The following is a 15,301-nucleotide window of genomic DNA, read 5'->3' as shown; positions in this document are numbered from 1 at the left end:
TTAAAATCCTTGGTTTTTATATTTTTGATAAGTTTTTTCGTTCAGTTTATATGATATGAAATAGGTGAAAATAAAATAGATGACCATATTAATAAAAAAGAATAACGGAAATTTATAAAAGAATTTTTCAGAAAAACCAACTTCCCAAAAAATAAATATAAACGAAAAAGGAAGTGCAAAACTAACTGCCCTTTTAAAAGCAAATAACGATTTGTTATTTCTTTTAGTTTTCCAGTTTTTCACAAACAAAGAAGTTTTCTTTTTATAATACGCATTTGAATTCGGTTTCATAAACAAAAATTAATGAAAGACAAAGAAAGTAAATTACATAAAAATAACAAGCATAGAAACGGATATGATTTTACATTGCTAAAAGAAAAGTATCCGAAAATAGAAGAGTTTGTTATCGAGAAATTTGATAAAGAAACAATCGATTTTTCTGATCCGATAGCGGTAAAAGAATTTAACAAAGCATTGCTAGCAGCACATTATAATATAAAAGATTGGAATTTTTCTGATGAAAATTTAAGTCCGCCAATTCCTGGTAGAGTAGATTATATTCATCATTTAGCCGATTTAATTGGTGATGCTAAAGACATAAAGGTACTTGATGTTGGTACCGGAGCAAGTTGTATTTATCCGCTTTTAGGAACTGTAGAGTATGACTGGAATTTTGTAGCTACAGACATCGATTTAGATTCGTTAGATTATGCACAAGACATTATTGATGACAATGATTTAAGTGATAAAATTGAATTACGTCAACAGTTTAATGAAACACATATTTTAAAAGATATTATAGAAGAAGGAGATTCTTTTTCGGCAACAATGTGTAATCCTCCGTTTTATAAATCGGCAGAAGAAGCAAGAGGAGCAAACCGAAGAAAATCTAGAAATTTAGGTAATAATACGGTTCGTAATTTCGCTGGAAATTCTAATGAACTATGGTATGTTGGTGGCGAAAAAGCATTTTTACACACGTATTTATATGAAAGCTCATTACAGCCTAAGGCAAGTAAATGGTTTACTAGTTTAGTGTCTAAAAAAGAGAATGTAAAAAGTTTAGAAGATTCCGCTAAAAAACTAAAAGTAGCAGAATTTAAGGTGATACCTATGAGCCAGGGAAATAAAGTTACACGTATTGTGTGTTGGCGATTTTAAATATTTTTATAACTATAAAAAAAGCGTCTTAAAATTACTTTTAAGACGTTTTTTTTAGTTTGTTTAAAATCGAGATATAAACTGAACCAAATTTAGATTAATGAAATAATCGCTAAATATAAAAAAGAAGTTATTTTTTAATTTTCTTTAACAAAATCCGGCCATCTTTTTAAGTATTTTATAAACGTTTTGCTTACACCTTCTTTTAAAAGATGTTCTTCTGAAACAGGTGTTGCAACAGGTATGAAATTAGAATCATTCATCACTAACCTCGGAAAATTATGATGTAATATAGCAGAGGTTCCTATTGATACAAAATCTACACCAGCATCTAATATTTTTTGAACATCAACAGCGTTGCTAATTTTACCAGCAACTGTCCATTTAACATCTTTAAAATCTAAACTCTTAAAGTGATCTAATAAGCTAAGATTTTGATATTTTTCATTATTCGGTATTTTAAAGCAATCCCATAAAGAGATGTCTAAAAAATTAATGTTTCCTGCATCAATTAATTGTTGGCAAACAATTTTCACTTCACTAATATCCATTCCAAACCTTTCAGGAGATAAGCGAACTCCAATTAAAAACTCTTTTCCGCATTTTTCTCTGATGCCGTCTACAATTTCAAAAATTATTCGAGCTCTGTTTTCTAGAGAGCCACCATATTCATCCGTTCTATGATTTATTTCAGAGCTTAAAAATTGTGTTAAAATATAACCATGTGCACCATGAACTTCAACACCATCATAACCACACTTTTTAGAACGAACAGCTGCAGTAATAAAATCATCTCTTAATTGTTTTACTTCTGTAAGTGTAAGACCTCTTGCATCTGTTTTTTCATTATCAGAAGAAGAAACAGGTTTTTCGTTTATCAATTCATGCGGCGTACGCATTCCTGCATGATGTAATTGAATAACAGCTAAACTACCTTTTGCTTTGATGCTTTTGGTTAGTTTTTTATGACCGTCATTTAAGTCGTCGCTAAAAATACCTAATTGCCCAGGAAAACCTTTACCTATTTCTTGTACGTGAGAAGCACACGTCATCACTAAACCAAATTCACCTTCAGCTCTCATTTTTAACCAATTTAATTCATCATCAGAAAGTTGACCGTTTTCATGACTCTGGCGATTGGTTAAAGGAGCTAACATGAAGCGATTGTTCATTATTGAGCCATTAGAGAATTTTATTGTTGTGTTTGCTTTAATCATAAGGTGTTATTAAAATTTTGATTTCAAATTTAAATAGAAAATAAAGACGTTTAAAATTAAAAACATCTTTGTTTCTATTCTTTTAATTATTTTTGTTTGATGATTGCTTAATTAATTCAGTTAAAACTTGTTTAAGTGAGTCTACAGGTTGTGCTCCTGTAATCGCACTTTTTTTATTAAACACAAAAGTAGGAACAGAGTTTACACCCAAGTTTTTCCAATAGTTTTGTTTATTTCTTACTTCGTAACGCGCATTTTCATCGTCTAATTTAGCTAAGGCTTCATTAGCATTTAAACCAACATCCAATAAGGCTTCTTTTAATACTGTATTACTAGAAACATCTTTTTGATCGCTAAAAAAAGCAGTTGTTAATCGCATTTTTAATTCGGTTTGTTTTCCAAAATTTTTAGCATATTCCAATAAAACATGCGCATTAAATGTATTTACCATTCTCATGTCATCAAAATAATTGAATTTAAAACCTAGCTCTTCACCAACTTCTGTCATTTGTTGTTTAGACTGATTTTGTTGTTCTATGGTTGAACCATATTTTTCAGTAAGATGCTCAATAACATTTTGCCCTTCTGCAGGCATATTAGGATTTAGTTCAAACGGTTGCCACTCAATATCAATTTTATCTTCAATACCAAGTTCTTTAATTGCTTTTTCTAATCGCTTATAACCAATGGTGCACCAAGGACATACCACGTCTGATACAATATCTATTTTTAGTTTTTCTTTCATATTCTTTTATTTCTATTTTATTAACTATATCATTATGTAAATATAGAAATCTAAAGTATTAATCAAATATTTTCTGTAAGTCTTAAGAAACAACATCATTTTTAGACCATGCATATTTTTGAAAAGGTGCATCTACAGGTGTATTTGCAATACGGTTTGTATAGTTACTTATTACTTTTTGAGATAAGCCTAAAATAACTTCTAAAACTTGTTTTTTTTCATAACCAGCAGCATAAAAAGTGTTTAGATCATCTTGTGTTACGTTACCGCGATTACGGGTAACCTTTAGCGTAAACTCATGCAATACCTGTAGTTTGTCTGTAGGCATAGAAGTTCCGTTTCTTAAAGCATCTGAAATAGCAGAGTCTACTTTCATTACTCCGGCAATTGCTGTATGGGCAGGTACACAATAATGACATTCGTGTTCTACATTTATAGTTTGCCAAACAACTGTTAACTCTTCATTGTTAAAAGATGATTCTGTAAATAATTTGTGTAATGTTTGGTACGCTTCAAGTATCTCTGGTGAACTTGCTAAAACTCCATGTAATCCTGGAATCATTCCGTAAGATTTATTAGATGCTTCCAATAAGTTTTTACTTTCTTTTGGAGCTGTTTCTATGTTGTGAATTTTTAATGTTGTCATAATTATATATTTGAGTTTATGTTTATTATTGAACTTATTATTATCTAAACAATCGTTTAGTTAATGGCAAAAAAAAAGGTTATAAGTTTTTGAAAGTCATTTCAATATAATCTTCTATTTCTTTTTTACTATTTACTCTTGATGCTGCAGCCAGACCATGTTTTGCTAATAGTAAATAATTAGCTTGCTTTAATATGGTTTCGTCGCACTTATCAGAATTTATTTTTAACTTGAGAATAAATAAATCTTTTAAATCAGACATAAAAGAATTCATTTGATCATTAATTATTTCATCTTCTTTGTTCAAAAATTCGTTATAAGTATTTGTAACCAAACAACCGTTTTGATTACCACCGTCAGCACAAATTTTTATTGAATTATAGAAAAAGTCTTTAATATCTTCAATTCCATTGTTCGAGTTTTTCAAATCTTCGAAAATCAAGTTTATTTTTTTCTTGTAATTCTTTAAGCTTTCTAAAAACAAACCATGTTTATTCCCGAAGCTAGCATATATAGAGAACTTATTAATGCCCATTTTTTTTTCAAGCATTTGCATAGATGTCGTTTCATAGCCATTCCTCCAAAATAGATTCATTGCTTTTTCTACGACTATATCTTCATTATATTCTTTTTTTCTTGCCATTATTTCTAATTACTCTACAAAACTAAACAATCGGTTAGAAATAAGCAAATGTTTTACTTATTATTGTGTTAAGTTATTTTAGGATTATACACTATTAACTTGTTAAATAGAGTTCTAGTGTATGAGAATTACGTGTTTTTTTACCTAAATAAGCAAATAAAAAACTAGCCTAAAAAAAGACTGCGAGATTTTTTAGGCTAGTTTTACTAATATTTAATTTTCTATAATATTGTAAGACAGTTTTAATATTTTGTAGCACTCCAAGTTCTGTCAGGACTTGTTCCAAAAGTATATGTTCCGCTCATAGTATTATTTAATAATGTTCCTGTAAATTGATATTCTGTATTTTTAGGGTCAGACGAATCCAAATCATAAGTTAATATATTCTCACTCAATGACCAAGTACCATTTGTTAAATAAGTTCCAGGAGAACTAGGCTCATCATATACTGTTGTTCCGTCGGCATTAAAAATAACATCAGCATTCCAGGAACCTCTTGGATGTTTAATTAAAAAATCCCAAGTAGTAGCGTCTAATGATGATGTTTCATATGATTGTTCTGCAGAATAGTTTGTTCCTGCACTATTTGTTGCGTAAACTCTAAAATAATAAGTTGTATTTGCAACTAAATTAGAAATTGTGCTTGTAAATGTATTAGATACTTCTGTAGTTTTATCATTAGAAATAGTAGGATTTGGACTTGTGTCCCAACAAACACCACGAGCAGTAATTTCATTTGCTCCATTTAAAGATATATTTCCATTAATTTTAATTGTTGTATAATCGACTTCTACATTTTCGCTGGTTGTTTGGCTTGTTATTATCGGAGCTAATATTTCAGGTTCATCATTACCTTCACAACTTGTAAAGACAATTAAAAAAGAGAATAATACAATTGATCGTAAATAATAGTTTTTCATTTCTTTAGTTTTTAATTTTTTCATATTGTACAGATATAGGTTGACCTTTTTTTTGTGTTTAAAAGGTTAATAATTCCAGTTTGTTTTTATTTCTTCGATAGGATTTTAGCTGTATTCAAGGTTTTAACACAACAAACGTGGCAACTGAATTATACACGGCTTAAGTTAGCAATTTAATAAAAAGGTTAAATTTAAGAGTTATAAATCAGAAAGAATAAAAGAGAGAATTAAGGTTAATATATACGGTGAAGCATTGACTTCGACAACATTGATAATCCTCTCTCTTTTCTACTAAAAATCACGTTCAGTTCTGTGAGACCTAGATCTCGTTTTCAAGTTGTTGTGAGTCAAGTAGATTATTCTTTCATAAAACAGTTCTTATGAATAAATATAAGGAAATTTTTGGAGTTGATATTAGCAAAGACGTATTTGATGTTTATGGAAGTAAAAAGGGGCATAATCAATTTAAAAATAATGCGTCAGGTTTTAGATCTTTTCTAAAAAGTCTTCCTAAAGAATCATTAGTAATAATGGAAGCAACAGGTTATTATCATTACAGGTTAGCGCAGTTTTTATACAAAGAAAAGCAAGTAGTTTCGGTTGTAAATCCTTTATCTGTAAAGCGTTTTATACAGATAAAATTAGCGAAAGTAAAAACGGATAAGAGTGATGCGAAAGCGATTTGTGAGTATGGTAAAATTAATGAAGTTCCTTTATATACAGCTCTGACAGATGTTCAAAGTGAGTGTTTACAGCTTTTCAGATGGTTAGATGCTTTGATCAAGAAAAGAACAGCTACTAAGAATAAGATTCATGGAGAGCAAGTTTTAGGAGTTCCATCAAAGTTTGTTTATCGCTCTTTAAATAGGGTAAAAAAATACTTAGACAAAGAAATTTTAGGTATTGAAGACAAATTACTTTCTTTAGTAAAACAAGATGAACAGCATCAATTAACATTGTTGCAGAGTATTCCAGGAATAGGAATGAAAACAGCTTTGTTTTTAATTGTGGTTACCGATGGCTTTAAGAAATTCGAAAGCGCATCACAACTCTGTAGTTATGTTGGCATCACACCTACAATACGAGAGTCGGGGAGTAGTGTAAGAGGTCGAAGTCGAATAAGTAAAGTAGGTAATAGAAAGTTACGGAATCTTTTGTTTTTATGTTCCTTTAATGCATGCAAACATAATAAAGCATGTAGAGATATTTATGAGCGTATTGTAAACAAAGGAAAGAGTAAGAAACTAGCTTTAATAGCAGTTTCTAATAAGTTAATAAAACAAAGTTTTGCAATAGCAAAATCGGGTTTAGCTTACGATGAAAGTTATGTTTCTGTATTGCCTAAATAATTAGTAATTATATAAAAAATACAAGCTCAAAATACCAAGTAGTAGCATTTTGAGTCTAGAATAATATTGCGTAAAATTAATGAAGAAAAGGTTTGTTTTTTACCTCAGTTCTTTGTTGTGCATAGTACTTTTTATTTTTTCAATTTCAGATTCAATTTCAGTAAAGTTTATAAATCCGTTTTGATTGGTTGTTTTTTTAATCGTTTTTTTCCAAAAAGGAAAAGCCCAAGTTAAGGAAGTTCCATAATTTTCCCAAGTTCCGTTTTCATTCTCAAATTCATACTCGTTTTTGAATGGGAATTTTCCTTTGTAATAATCTATTCTCCTTTTTTTACAGGTCAGGAATCGCAAAAACTCATCAAACCCTACGTTTAAATTGTCAATTTTCGGATAAAAATGTTTGTGCGAGATTCCGAATCCAACTGTCAACATTCCGCCTTCATCAAGTTCAATCCAAATTGACGATTTTTCTTCGTTTTCCGAATTCAGAGCAAGATGAGTTCCGTCTTCAAATTCCGAAATCCTATCAGGAAAATGAGATTCCAAAAGCTCTTTTATTTTACTAAATGTTAATTCGTGGTTCGTCATTGTATTATACTGATATAGGTTGACTCTTTTTTGTTATTGTTTACACGTTCAAAAGATTTTTTTTAAGCCGTTTAGAAGGCAAAAAAATAGTTTGAACTAGGTCTATTTTTAAATCTTAAGCTCAGGTAAATTTACCTTATTTTTTCGATATGATTTGTATTTGATGTTTGGATTTAAATGTACCTCTGCTGGTTTTCTGAGGTTCAGGCTAAAATGTGTTCTTAGATTGTTATAGATGTACACAGCTTGCTCAGTCATTTTTTGAGCCAGATCTGTGTTCTTAATGGTTTGTTTTAAGCCGTATTCATATTTAAGAGTTCTGTTAATGCGTTCTGCCACAGCGTTTTCGTAAGGGTCATATTGCTCAGTCATGCTCATTGTAATCCCGTTGTTTTTAGCAAATTCGGTGTATTTAGGATTGCAGTACAGAAAACCTCTATCTGAATGGTGAATGAGTTTTTTCTTAGGGTATTTTCTGTTTTTAATAGCCATCGCGAGCGCATCCGTGCAAAGTGATGTTCTCATATGGTTATCGAGTTTATATCCCATAATTTGCTTAGAATATGCATCAGTAACTAAAGCTAAGTAATTATGGCCATATTGTGTTTTGATGTAAGTAATATCGCTTACCCATAATTGTTCAGGACGAGTAGGAACCTGGTCTTTTACTAAGTTTTTATATTTTTTGTACATATGGTTTGAGTTTGTTGTGGTGATGTAATTTTTAGTTTTTGGAATTAACAGATTATTTAATCTTAAGAAACGATAGAACTTGTCTCTACCTATCTTAATATCAGCCTTTATAAAGTCTTGATTTAGTTCTGTGTGTAGTTTTATGCCACCAGTTTTAGAGCCTACTTTTTTACGGTAGTCTTTGACCATCTTAATCAATTTTTGATGGTCTATTTCTTTTTTTTGTTGAGTTTTGAGTCTTTTATAGAAGGCTTGTTTACTAATCCCAAAACATCCATAGAACCACTTTCTTTTAAACGGTTTTTCTTTTTTAGTTCTATCTCTTTTGCTAATGTTTTGGGTAATGACTTTTTTGACATATCGACACCTGTAATAAGTTCCATATCAGCAATAATATCTTGTTGAAAATCCTTTTGAAACTCTAGTTCTTCAATACGTTCTTTAAGTTTTTTAATCTCATCTAATTTACTCATACCAGTATTTTGTTGTACTAAGGTACTGTATTTTCTAATCCAATAAGAAATAGTTGTTCTAGGAACATCGTATTTTTTGGAAGCAAAGTTTGTGGATACTTGACCGTTTAAGATTTGGTCAACGACCAATAATTTGGTCTCCAAGGTTACTTTTTGATAGCTTTTTTTTCGCCAGTGTTCATTTTGTGTTTTCATAAGTGACTATAATTAATGGTTTAATTTTTAGTCAACCTATTTCAGGAAAGTTCATAATTGTAATTGAGCATAACGGTTTTTTGTATAGAAAGTTGCTTTGTAAGTGCGCGGCGAATTTTCCGCAGGAAAATTAGACTTGGTTAAAAAGCACAGACTATTTAGTTTAGCTAAAATAAAGCAATTTTTATATACAAGTTGTTAGCAAATGCGTTTTTTTCGGTTTACAATTCCGTTTTTAGCTTTCTAATAGTTTCAAAATTCAGGGTTTGAGTAAACAATTCCGCAAAGGTTTTCAATTCCGCAAGAGTGATTTTTTGCGTTCAGTTCTGTTGATGTCAATGTTTAGAATTCCGTTTGAGTAAGAATTCCGTAAAGTTGCTCTTAACTTTTGTTTGTTATTTTTCCAATGTTATGAAAAGAAAATTATTGAATAATAAATTTAAGATTTTTAACTCAAAATTATTTCCGTCTGAGTAATTTCCAAAGTTTTTGCTAACGTCTCGGCTATGGTTAGTACGGGAATTAAAAGTAATTAATTTCCGATTAAGCACTTAGACAAAATTTTTTATTTTGTTTTATCTTTTCATTTTAAAGCCAAATCAAAAGATTTTGCGGACTTAGTTTAAAGGCTCTAACTTTAGGTTAAGCACCAAAACCCGTATTAATTATAGCCATTGTTGGCAATAGTTTATTTTAATCCGTGAATATTCCTGCTAACTAAATACTCTCCAAAATTTATTCTATTGGACTTAGGGTTATGCTCTTTCCAAATATTATAGTGAATATCTACTTTTTCTGCTTCTTTTTCGATATAATCTACATAATCATAGATTCCAGAGTTGGGGTTAATTTCTTTCCAAGTTCTATAATAGCTATCAAAGCCATTATAAAAGTCTTCGTTAATTATTGTTTTATACTTTTCTCTTTCTAAATTTTGTTCCAACTCAAAAAGTTGATGTTTCCTTGCTATTCTATTTATTTCAGATTTTACTTTGTCTTTAAATTTTGTTTGATTTGCTAAGATTATTATATAGTCGGTTGAAAGTTTATTTAAAAAAAGAAAATCATTTTTTTCATTAACTAAATTGTAATGTTGCGTTATATTATCTTGAGTAATTAAAATACTGTTATTATCAACTATGAGTTCATATGAAGCTTTTTCAACAATCCCATTTTTTGTTAATAAAAGTTCACCATTATTTCTAAATGTATAAATGATGTTAGTATTATCATTATTTGTTTGTAACCAACTTGAACCAACAATGTAGGATTTACTTATAGATTTTTCTATATTTTTTTTAGCTTTAATAATATTTGATTCAATTACTGATACAGATTTATTTGCTGTCTTATTAAGTTTATTTGTAAAAACGTTAATTTCTTCATTTGATTTCTTTTTTCCTACAATCACTTTCCATATCAGAAAACCAATTGCAGCTAAAATTACAATTTCCATAGTTATTTATTTTCGATTATCATAATACTAAATTTAAAATTTTCAAGTTTACTCGAGTCATTCATTTGAGTCCAAGAGTTTATTGCTACAGAAAACCCATTTATTGAAATCCCATAAATCTCAATATTTGCTGTAGATTCAGGAATTGGTATTATAAAAGGTTTTTTCGTGAATTTGGGAAGATTATCTCCAATATTTGTTTTCAAACCCTCAAACTTATAAGTTTTATTTAAACTTTTCTTTTCTTCAAGAACAAAATCTCTAACAAGATAGAAGCTTTGTTTTATTTTATTATTCTCGTTTAAGTCAGAAATTATTTTTTGAATTTTATTTATTTCCGCGTTTTGAAAATTTATTTTTTGCTCGTTTAAAGGTAGTAATGAATTAATTATATTTTGTTTTAATTCTATTTCTGCTAATATAGAATCCTTTGATTTTATTCTTTTTTCTGTAATAGTAATTATTGAATCAATAGATTTTGTTTTTTTCAATAAATCAGATTTTATTTCGTTTTTAGCACTAATTAAAGTGTTATAACCTAATAAACCAGCTACAGTTACAACTATAGAAAAAACAGCTATTATAAATTCTGACTTATATTTAAGTTCATAATATTTTGCATCGTTTAGTTGCTTATCTTTTTTAGTTGAATTTTTTTTAAGTCTTTTAAGAGAAATTAAATTCCAAATACTAAAAACTAGTAATGATATTCCAATTATTATTAATAGTATTGTCATGTTTTTTAATTATTGCCAACGTGTTTGTATAAGGTTAGTTGCGGTTTTGTGTGCGAGGATTTTCCGAAGGAAAATCAGACGTAACAAAAACACAACGATCTTTGTTTAAGCCTAAAATAAGCAATTAATTTTATACGGTGTTGGCTATAGTTTTTTGTTTCCGTATTAAATCATAAACTTCTTTAGAGTTTGGCACATATTCCAAAATTGTATAACTTAATTTTCTTCCAAATAATTCATTTGTCCAATGAAAGCCGTTAAAATTATAAAAGTCAAAAGGATCTTTTTTCCCAAAATAAATGTTTCCATAGCCTTTAGAATATTCATATAACTCAATTCCGTTAATAGATTTTAAATCTACTCCAGTTGTTCTTTTAAATAATAAGTTTGATTTTATAATTATTTCATTTTGAGTTAAAATATATTCAGTATTTTTCCTGTGATAGCTGTCTATAAAAAATCTCAAAAAGGCATATGTAAAAGATATAATAATGAAAAAAGTTCCAAATAATGTAAAAGCTAAATTTAATTGATAACTACTCTTTGTCCAGATTGAAGAAAAGACTAGTATTAAAAGTGTAAATGGAATAGTTATTAAGTCAGAGAGTCTAAATAATAAACCCTGTTTAGGTTTAAATTTCAAAATTATATTTTCTTCGTTTTTTTCCATTTTTAAATTATAGCCAACGTCTCGTATATGAAAAGTAGCGCTAAAAATAGGCGATAATTTTCGAATTAAACACAAGCCGAATTTTTAAATTTTACTATTTATTTTATTTTTGGGGAATCGTCAAATTTAAAAATTTGGCGACTTTCCAAAAATGCCCAAACCTTCGTTTTAGCAACGACTTGCGCTATTTTTTATATACATTGTTACCCACCGTTTTTATCCGTCCAGTAATTTAGTTTCGAATAGTGATAATGATTGTTCAATTCCGTCATCAACTATTTTTCCACGTATTTTGACTTTATTCAATTCCTTAATTTTTTGCTCGTCCGATTTGTCAGTAAAATAAGCAATTAAATCTCGTTTCTGTCCGTTGTAATCAACTTTTGCCAATAAGTAATGATGTCCGCCGTCAGCTCCAGTCGATTGAATTTTAAAGTCCGTTAATTCGGCTTCAAAGTCTTCTGTCTTTTCAAATAAACTCCAATAATTTTCAAAACTATCGCGACTAATTTCTGAAGTCTCAAAGTGATTTTTAAAATCAGTCAATAATAAATTGTTGTCAGTCCAATAGCCATAGTTATTCTTAAATGGCATTTTCATAATTATTCTCCCGTTTTTATCCATTCCGATTTCACGTTCTGGAATTCCAGTTTCGTTATCCAATTCAACAATCCACGTTTCTACGAGGTCAATTTTATTTTCGAAATCAGGATTTGCTTTTGGAATTATCGTGCTTAAAATTCCAATTATGGCTTTTTTTAAATTCCGTTTTACTATTCCGTCAGCTTGAGCTATTTGCTCGCTTTTCGGTATTTTAAATTGTATGTGCGTTGTTTTTTTCAAATGGTGGGTAACGGTTTTTTGTATAGAAAGTTGCTTTGTAAGTGCGCGGCGAATTTTCCGCAGGAAAATTAGACTTGGTTAAAAAGCACAGACTATTTAGTTTAGCTAAAATAAAGCAATTTTTATATACAAGTTGTTAGCAAATGCGTTTTTTTCGGTTTACAATTCCGTTTTTAGCTTTCTAATAGTTTCAAAATTCAGGGTTTGAGTAAACAATTCCGCAAAGGTTTTCAATTCCGCAAGAGTGATTTTTTGCGTTCAGTTCTGTTGATGTCAATGTTTAGAATTCCGTTTGAGTAAGAATTCCGTAAAGTTGCTCTTAACTTTTGTTTGTTATTTTTCCAATGTTATGAAAAGAAAATTATTGAATAATAAATTTAAGATTTTTAACTCAAAATTATTTCCGTCTGAGTAATTTCCAAAGTTTTTGCTAACGTTGTTGTACAAGATTAGTTGCTGTGTTTAAGCAATAAAGTTAATAAATAATTACTGACAAAGAAAATCCGCGAGGATTTTCGTAAGTAAGCAAAAAGCAAGCAATTAATTTTGTACGGTGTTGGCTATAGTTTTATTTCTTTCAATTTATTAAAATCAACAAATTCTGTTTCTAAAGTTTTATACACTCTATAAATTTTCCTAATTTTTGTTTTTCGTAATTTTTCCACAATAGAATTAATTTTTGATTCAGGTATTCCTTCGTCTATAAATAGAGAATAATAAATGTTCATTCTAATCCATTCCTCAACCGTAAACCTTTCAGTGTGTAAATCTTTATACTCATTCATAAAGTAAGGACTTAAGTCAATAAGAATTTTTCCCAAATCATTTTCCAAATTCTCCAAGTTTTCAGAATATTCAGATTTCATTTTAACTGTTCCATCTTTATATTCTATGAAAATTTTTAAACCATATTTATTTTCAGTTCTTTGAAAGTCAGAATTTAAATTATTTTCTAAATTTATATTTACATTATTTTTCTTAAATATAAAGTCAGTAAAATTTTCAGCCTTTATGAATTTAAATTCAGGCATTGAGTCTATTTCAGATTTAACAAATAAAGTATCATTATTCAATTTGTATTTTAAAGAATTACTTTTAATAGAATCATTAAAAACATCTTTAAATTCAAATGTAATTTCCTCTTGATCTGCTTTCCACTTTGTTTTTGTAAATGATAATTCCGAAATAATTAAAGAATCTTTAGTAAATTCAAGTTTACTGATTTCTCTAATTTCATACCATTTTCCAATTAATTTTTTTTCGCTTTTATTTCTCCCACAAGAAAATAAAATTATTGAAGCTAATAAAATTATAAATATTGATTTCATTTTTTAATTATAGCCAACGTTTGGTGTATGATTAGTTGCGTGTTTAGGTAACCAATTTAGTAAACAAAAACGAACCAGAGAAAATTCCGAAGGAATTTTCCAAGTAAGCGAGAACCTAGCAATTAATGATACACGGTGTTACCAACTGGCTTTATTTTATTATTTCAGTCAGATAAACGATTCCGAATATCCAACCAACATAGAGTAGAGTATAAGTCAGCGAGTAAGCTGCTGAAATTCCAATATCCCCTTTTGTATCTTTTGATTTATTAAAAACAAATTTTAATGCTCTGAAAAACACCCAATATAACATTGCTAATATTATGAAAAGCGAAAACCAAAAAACTGCTTCCAATACGATTAGTAATATGATTATCAAAATCGTCATTCCAATCCACAATACAATTGATAAAATCAGTCCTCCAATTCCATCTCCAACCGAAACACTTGGTGTATCAAAAGTTGGTGTTGCATTTCCCATTATATCTCCTCTTTTAAAATTCCGAAATTTTGGAAAATTGTCAATCAGTCCAATTCCCTTATAAAGTCCATAAGTCATAAACAGAAAAAGAGCAGTCGCTATAATTCCAAGAGACAAATAGAGATTAGAAGTCAGACTTCGGTTAAAGTTAATCCCAGTCAGATACACAGTCAGAATTGCAATTCCGATTACAAGTAGCGAGACTATAAAAACAGATTTTCCTTTTAAGTAAGTTTGTTCGGTTTTCAATTCAGAGTGTTTTGGTCAGCTTGTTGGTAACGGGATTGTATAAGATTAGTGGCGTGTTTAAGCACCTAATTTAGCAAATAAACACCAGATAGAAAATCCGCGAGGATTTTCGTAAGTAGGCGAGGACTAGCCATTAATTTTATACGGTGTTACCTACAGTTATTTTTTTCCGAACTTAACTAACTCGGGTTTTATAATTATCAATTCTTTTTTTCTCGGAAATTCTCCGTGTTCAAAAATCAGTTCTACGTTATCTCCTTTTTTATCAAGAGATTTTATGTCAACATTATAAAAGTCAGAAATCACGAAGGTTTTATTTTCATAACCCAATTCAGTCGGTTGGATTAAAATATGAATATCAGTTTTAGAATTTTCTGTTTCAAGAGGTAAACTTTGTCCATTGTAAAAAGTCATTACTCTAACAAAAAAGTCATTTCCATATTCCGATTTGACTTGGTCAAAATCACGTAGGACTGATTCAAATTCCGATTCAGACGTTTGAGTGATTTCAGATGTATGTTTATAGACGAAAAAATTGTCTGATATATCTAAAGTGTCTTTAAAATCCTTTTTGTCAATTAATTTCTGTTCTCCGCTTTTTAATTTTTCCGCAACATTTATTTCAGAGTCCGAAGTTTCCACGAAGCGATAGTAATCCGAAGTTTGAGTGTTTTCAGATGAACTTTTATCTTTTTCTAAATTCTCAATTTGGGTTTGTAAATTCGAAATCTGCTTTTCTTTTTTGGTCAGTTTTTTAGTCAATTTTTCCAACTCCGATGAAGGTTGTTTTGAATTACAACTTGCAATTAAAATCAATGTTAAAATCAGTAACGGAATGTTTTTCATAATTGTAGGTAACGTCTCGACTATGGTTAGTACGGGATTTAAAAGTACTGAATTTCCGATT

The 15,301-nt window shown here is 29.3% G+C and carries 18 protein-coding genes; 2 read left to right on the top strand and 16 right to left on the bottom strand.

Features of this window, described 5'->3' with window-relative positions; all coding sequences use genetic code 11:
• A complete protein-coding gene (locus ACQ629_RS03730; protein WP_483706605.1) occupies positions 1-291 on the bottom strand; it encodes a hypothetical protein in 291 nt (96 codons plus the stop codon).
• 12 nt (positions 292-303) lie between these two features.
• On the opposite strand from ACQ629_RS03730, the gene rlmF reads away from it, so the two are divergent.
• Positions 304-1,161: a 23S rRNA (adenine(1618)-N(6))-methyltransferase RlmF gene (gene rlmF, locus ACQ629_RS03725; protein ID WP_483706604.1), complete on the top strand. Its 858-nt coding sequence runs from the start codon at positions 304-306 to the stop codon at positions 1,159-1,161.
• A gap of 137 nt (positions 1,162-1,298) precedes the next feature.
• On the opposite strand, the gene ACQ629_RS03720 is transcribed toward rlmF, so the two are convergent.
• The 5 genes from ACQ629_RS03720 to ACQ629_RS03700 form a co-directional block, all read right to left on the bottom strand.
• A complete protein-coding gene (locus ACQ629_RS03720) occupies positions 1,299-2,378 on the bottom strand; it encodes an NADH:flavin oxidoreductase (protein WP_483706603.1) in 1,080 nt (359 codons plus the stop codon).
• Between the two features lie 82 nt (positions 2,379-2,460).
• Positions 2,461-3,123: a DsbA family oxidoreductase gene (locus ACQ629_RS03715; RefSeq protein ID WP_483706602.1), complete on the bottom strand. Its 663-nt coding sequence runs from the start codon at positions 3,121-3,123 to the stop codon at positions 2,461-2,463.
• A gap of 82 nt (positions 3,124-3,205) precedes the next feature.
• Positions 3,206-3,769 (bottom strand): carboxymuconolactone decarboxylase family protein, encoded by a 564-nt coding sequence (locus tag ACQ629_RS03710; protein WP_483706601.1) that lies wholly within the window; start codon positions 3,767-3,769, stop codon positions 3,206-3,208.
• Positions 3,770-3,848: 79 nt separating this feature from the next.
• The gene (locus ACQ629_RS03705) at positions 3,849-4,412 is read right to left on the bottom strand and encodes a TetR/AcrR family transcriptional regulator (protein WP_483706600.1); all 564 of its coding nucleotides are present in this window, start codon (positions 4,410-4,412) and stop codon (positions 3,849-3,851) included.
• A gap of 242 nt (positions 4,413-4,654) precedes the next feature.
• Positions 4,655-5,356, bottom strand: coding sequence for a fibronectin type III domain-containing protein (locus tag ACQ629_RS03700; RefSeq protein ID WP_483706599.1), 702 nt, complete (start codon positions 5,354-5,356; stop codon positions 4,655-4,657).
• Positions 5,357-5,712: 356 nt separating this feature from the next.
• Between ACQ629_RS03700 and ACQ629_RS03695 the strand changes: the two genes are divergently transcribed.
• Positions 5,713-6,681, top strand: a complete 969-nt coding sequence (locus ACQ629_RS03695; RefSeq protein ID WP_483706598.1) for an IS110 family RNA-guided transposase — start codon at positions 5,713-5,715, stop codon at positions 6,679-6,681.
• Positions 6,682-6,780: 99 nt separating this feature from the next.
• On the opposite strand, the gene ACQ629_RS03690 is transcribed toward ACQ629_RS03695, so the two are convergent.
• The 10 genes from ACQ629_RS03690 to ACQ629_RS03645 form a co-directional block, all read right to left on the bottom strand.
• On the bottom strand, positions 6,781-7,269 hold the full coding sequence (locus tag ACQ629_RS03690) for a hypothetical protein (protein ID WP_483706597.1): 489 nt from the start codon (positions 7,267-7,269) through the stop codon (positions 6,781-6,783).
• A gap of 108 nt (positions 7,270-7,377) precedes the next feature.
• Positions 7,378-8,226, bottom strand: coding sequence for an IS3 family transposase (locus ACQ629_RS03685; RefSeq protein ID WP_483707158.1), 849 nt, complete (start codon positions 8,224-8,226; stop codon positions 7,378-7,380).
• The gene (locus ACQ629_RS03680; RefSeq protein WP_483706596.1) at positions 8,172-8,630 is read right to left on the bottom strand and encodes a transposase; all 459 of its coding nucleotides are present in this window, start codon (positions 8,628-8,630) and stop codon (positions 8,172-8,174) included. The genes ACQ629_RS03685 and ACQ629_RS03680 overlap by 55 nt, the downstream gene beginning before the upstream one ends.
• A gap of 688 nt (positions 8,631-9,318) precedes the next feature.
• The gene (locus tag ACQ629_RS03675; protein WP_483706595.1) at positions 9,319-10,086 is read right to left on the bottom strand and encodes a hypothetical protein; all 768 of its coding nucleotides are present in this window, start codon (positions 10,084-10,086) and stop codon (positions 9,319-9,321) included.
• A 2-nt stretch (positions 10,087-10,088) separates the two neighbouring features.
• Positions 10,089-10,823: a hypothetical protein gene (locus tag ACQ629_RS03670; RefSeq protein ID WP_483706594.1), complete on the bottom strand. Its 735-nt coding sequence runs from the start codon at positions 10,821-10,823 to the stop codon at positions 10,089-10,091.
• Between the two features lie 130 nt (positions 10,824-10,953).
• Positions 10,954-11,493: a hypothetical protein gene (locus ACQ629_RS03665; RefSeq protein WP_483706593.1), complete on the bottom strand. Its 540-nt coding sequence runs from the start codon at positions 11,491-11,493 to the stop codon at positions 10,954-10,956.
• A gap of 216 nt (positions 11,494-11,709) precedes the next feature.
• Entirely contained in the window at positions 11,710-12,336 is a 627-nt protein-coding gene (locus ACQ629_RS03660) for a hypothetical protein (RefSeq protein ID WP_483706592.1), read from the bottom strand.
• A 560-nt stretch (positions 12,337-12,896) separates the two neighbouring features.
• Complete coding sequence (locus tag ACQ629_RS03655) at positions 12,897-13,664, bottom strand: hypothetical protein (RefSeq protein WP_483706591.1); 768 nt, start codon at positions 13,662-13,664, stop codon at positions 12,897-12,899.
• A gap of 151 nt (positions 13,665-13,815) precedes the next feature.
• A complete protein-coding gene (locus ACQ629_RS03650; protein WP_483706590.1) occupies positions 13,816-14,394 on the bottom strand; it encodes a hypothetical protein in 579 nt (192 codons plus the stop codon).
• A 159-nt stretch (positions 14,395-14,553) separates the two neighbouring features.
• Positions 14,554-15,240 carry a hypothetical protein gene (locus tag ACQ629_RS03645; RefSeq protein WP_483706589.1) on the bottom strand — a complete coding sequence of 229 codons (687 nt, stop codon included), beginning with the start codon at positions 15,238-15,240 and terminating at the stop codon, positions 14,554-14,556.
• Positions 15,241-15,301: the final 61 nt, after the last annotated feature.

It is taken from the genome of Tenacibaculum sp. SM2510, assembly GCF_057002845.1.
This window is presented reverse-complemented; position numbering and strand designations above follow the sequence as displayed.

What these genes read in the sequence shown, in the direction of transcription:
- ACQ629_RS03730 (WP_483706605.1), bottom strand. Translation starts at nt 291, where the DNA reads ATGAAACCGAATTCAAATGCGTATTATAAAAAGAAAACTTCTTTGTTT.
- rlmF (WP_483706604.1), top strand. Translation starts at nt 304, where the DNA reads ATGAAAGACAAAGAAAGTAAATTACATAAAAATAACAAGCATAGAAAC.
- ACQ629_RS03720 (WP_483706603.1), bottom strand. Translation starts at nt 2,378, where the DNA reads ATGATTAAAGCAAACACAACAATAAAATTCTCTAATGGCTCAATAATG.
- ACQ629_RS03715 (WP_483706602.1), bottom strand. Translation starts at nt 3,123, where the DNA reads ATGAAAGAAAAACTAAAAATAGATATTGTATCAGACGTGGTATGTCCT.
- ACQ629_RS03710 (WP_483706601.1), bottom strand. Translation starts at nt 3,769, where the DNA reads ATGACAACATTAAAAATTCACAACATAGAAACAGCTCCAAAAGAAAGT.
- ACQ629_RS03705 (WP_483706600.1), bottom strand. Translation starts at nt 4,412, where the DNA reads ATGGCAAGAAAAAAAGAATATAATGAAGATATAGTCGTAGAAAAAGCA.
- ACQ629_RS03700 (WP_483706599.1), bottom strand. Translation starts at nt 5,356, where the DNA reads ATGAAAAAATTAAAAACTAAAGAAATGAAAAACTATTATTTACGATCA.
- ACQ629_RS03695 (WP_483706598.1), top strand. Translation starts at nt 5,713, where the DNA reads ATGAATAAATATAAGGAAATTTTTGGAGTTGATATTAGCAAAGACGTA.
- ACQ629_RS03690 (WP_483706597.1), bottom strand. Translation starts at nt 7,269, where the DNA reads ATGACGAACCACGAATTAACATTTAGTAAAATAAAAGAGCTTTTGGAA.
- ACQ629_RS03680 (WP_483706596.1), bottom strand. Translation starts at nt 8,630, where the DNA reads ATGAAAACACAAAATGAACACTGGCGAAAAAAAAGCTATCAAAAAGTA.
- ACQ629_RS03675 (WP_483706595.1), bottom strand. Translation starts at nt 10,086, where the DNA reads ATGGAAATTGTAATTTTAGCTGCAATTGGTTTTCTGATATGGAAAGTG.
- ACQ629_RS03670 (WP_483706594.1), bottom strand. Translation starts at nt 10,823, where the DNA reads ATGACAATACTATTAATAATAATTGGAATATCATTACTAGTTTTTAGT.
- ACQ629_RS03665 (WP_483706593.1), bottom strand. Translation starts at nt 11,493, where the DNA reads ATGGAAAAAAACGAAGAAAATATAATTTTGAAATTTAAACCTAAACAG.
- ACQ629_RS03655 (WP_483706591.1), bottom strand. Translation starts at nt 13,664, where the DNA reads ATGAAATCAATATTTATAATTTTATTAGCTTCAATAATTTTATTTTCT.
- ACQ629_RS03645 (WP_483706589.1), bottom strand. Translation starts at nt 15,240, where the DNA reads ATGAAAAACATTCCGTTACTGATTTTAACATTGATTTTAATTGCAAGT.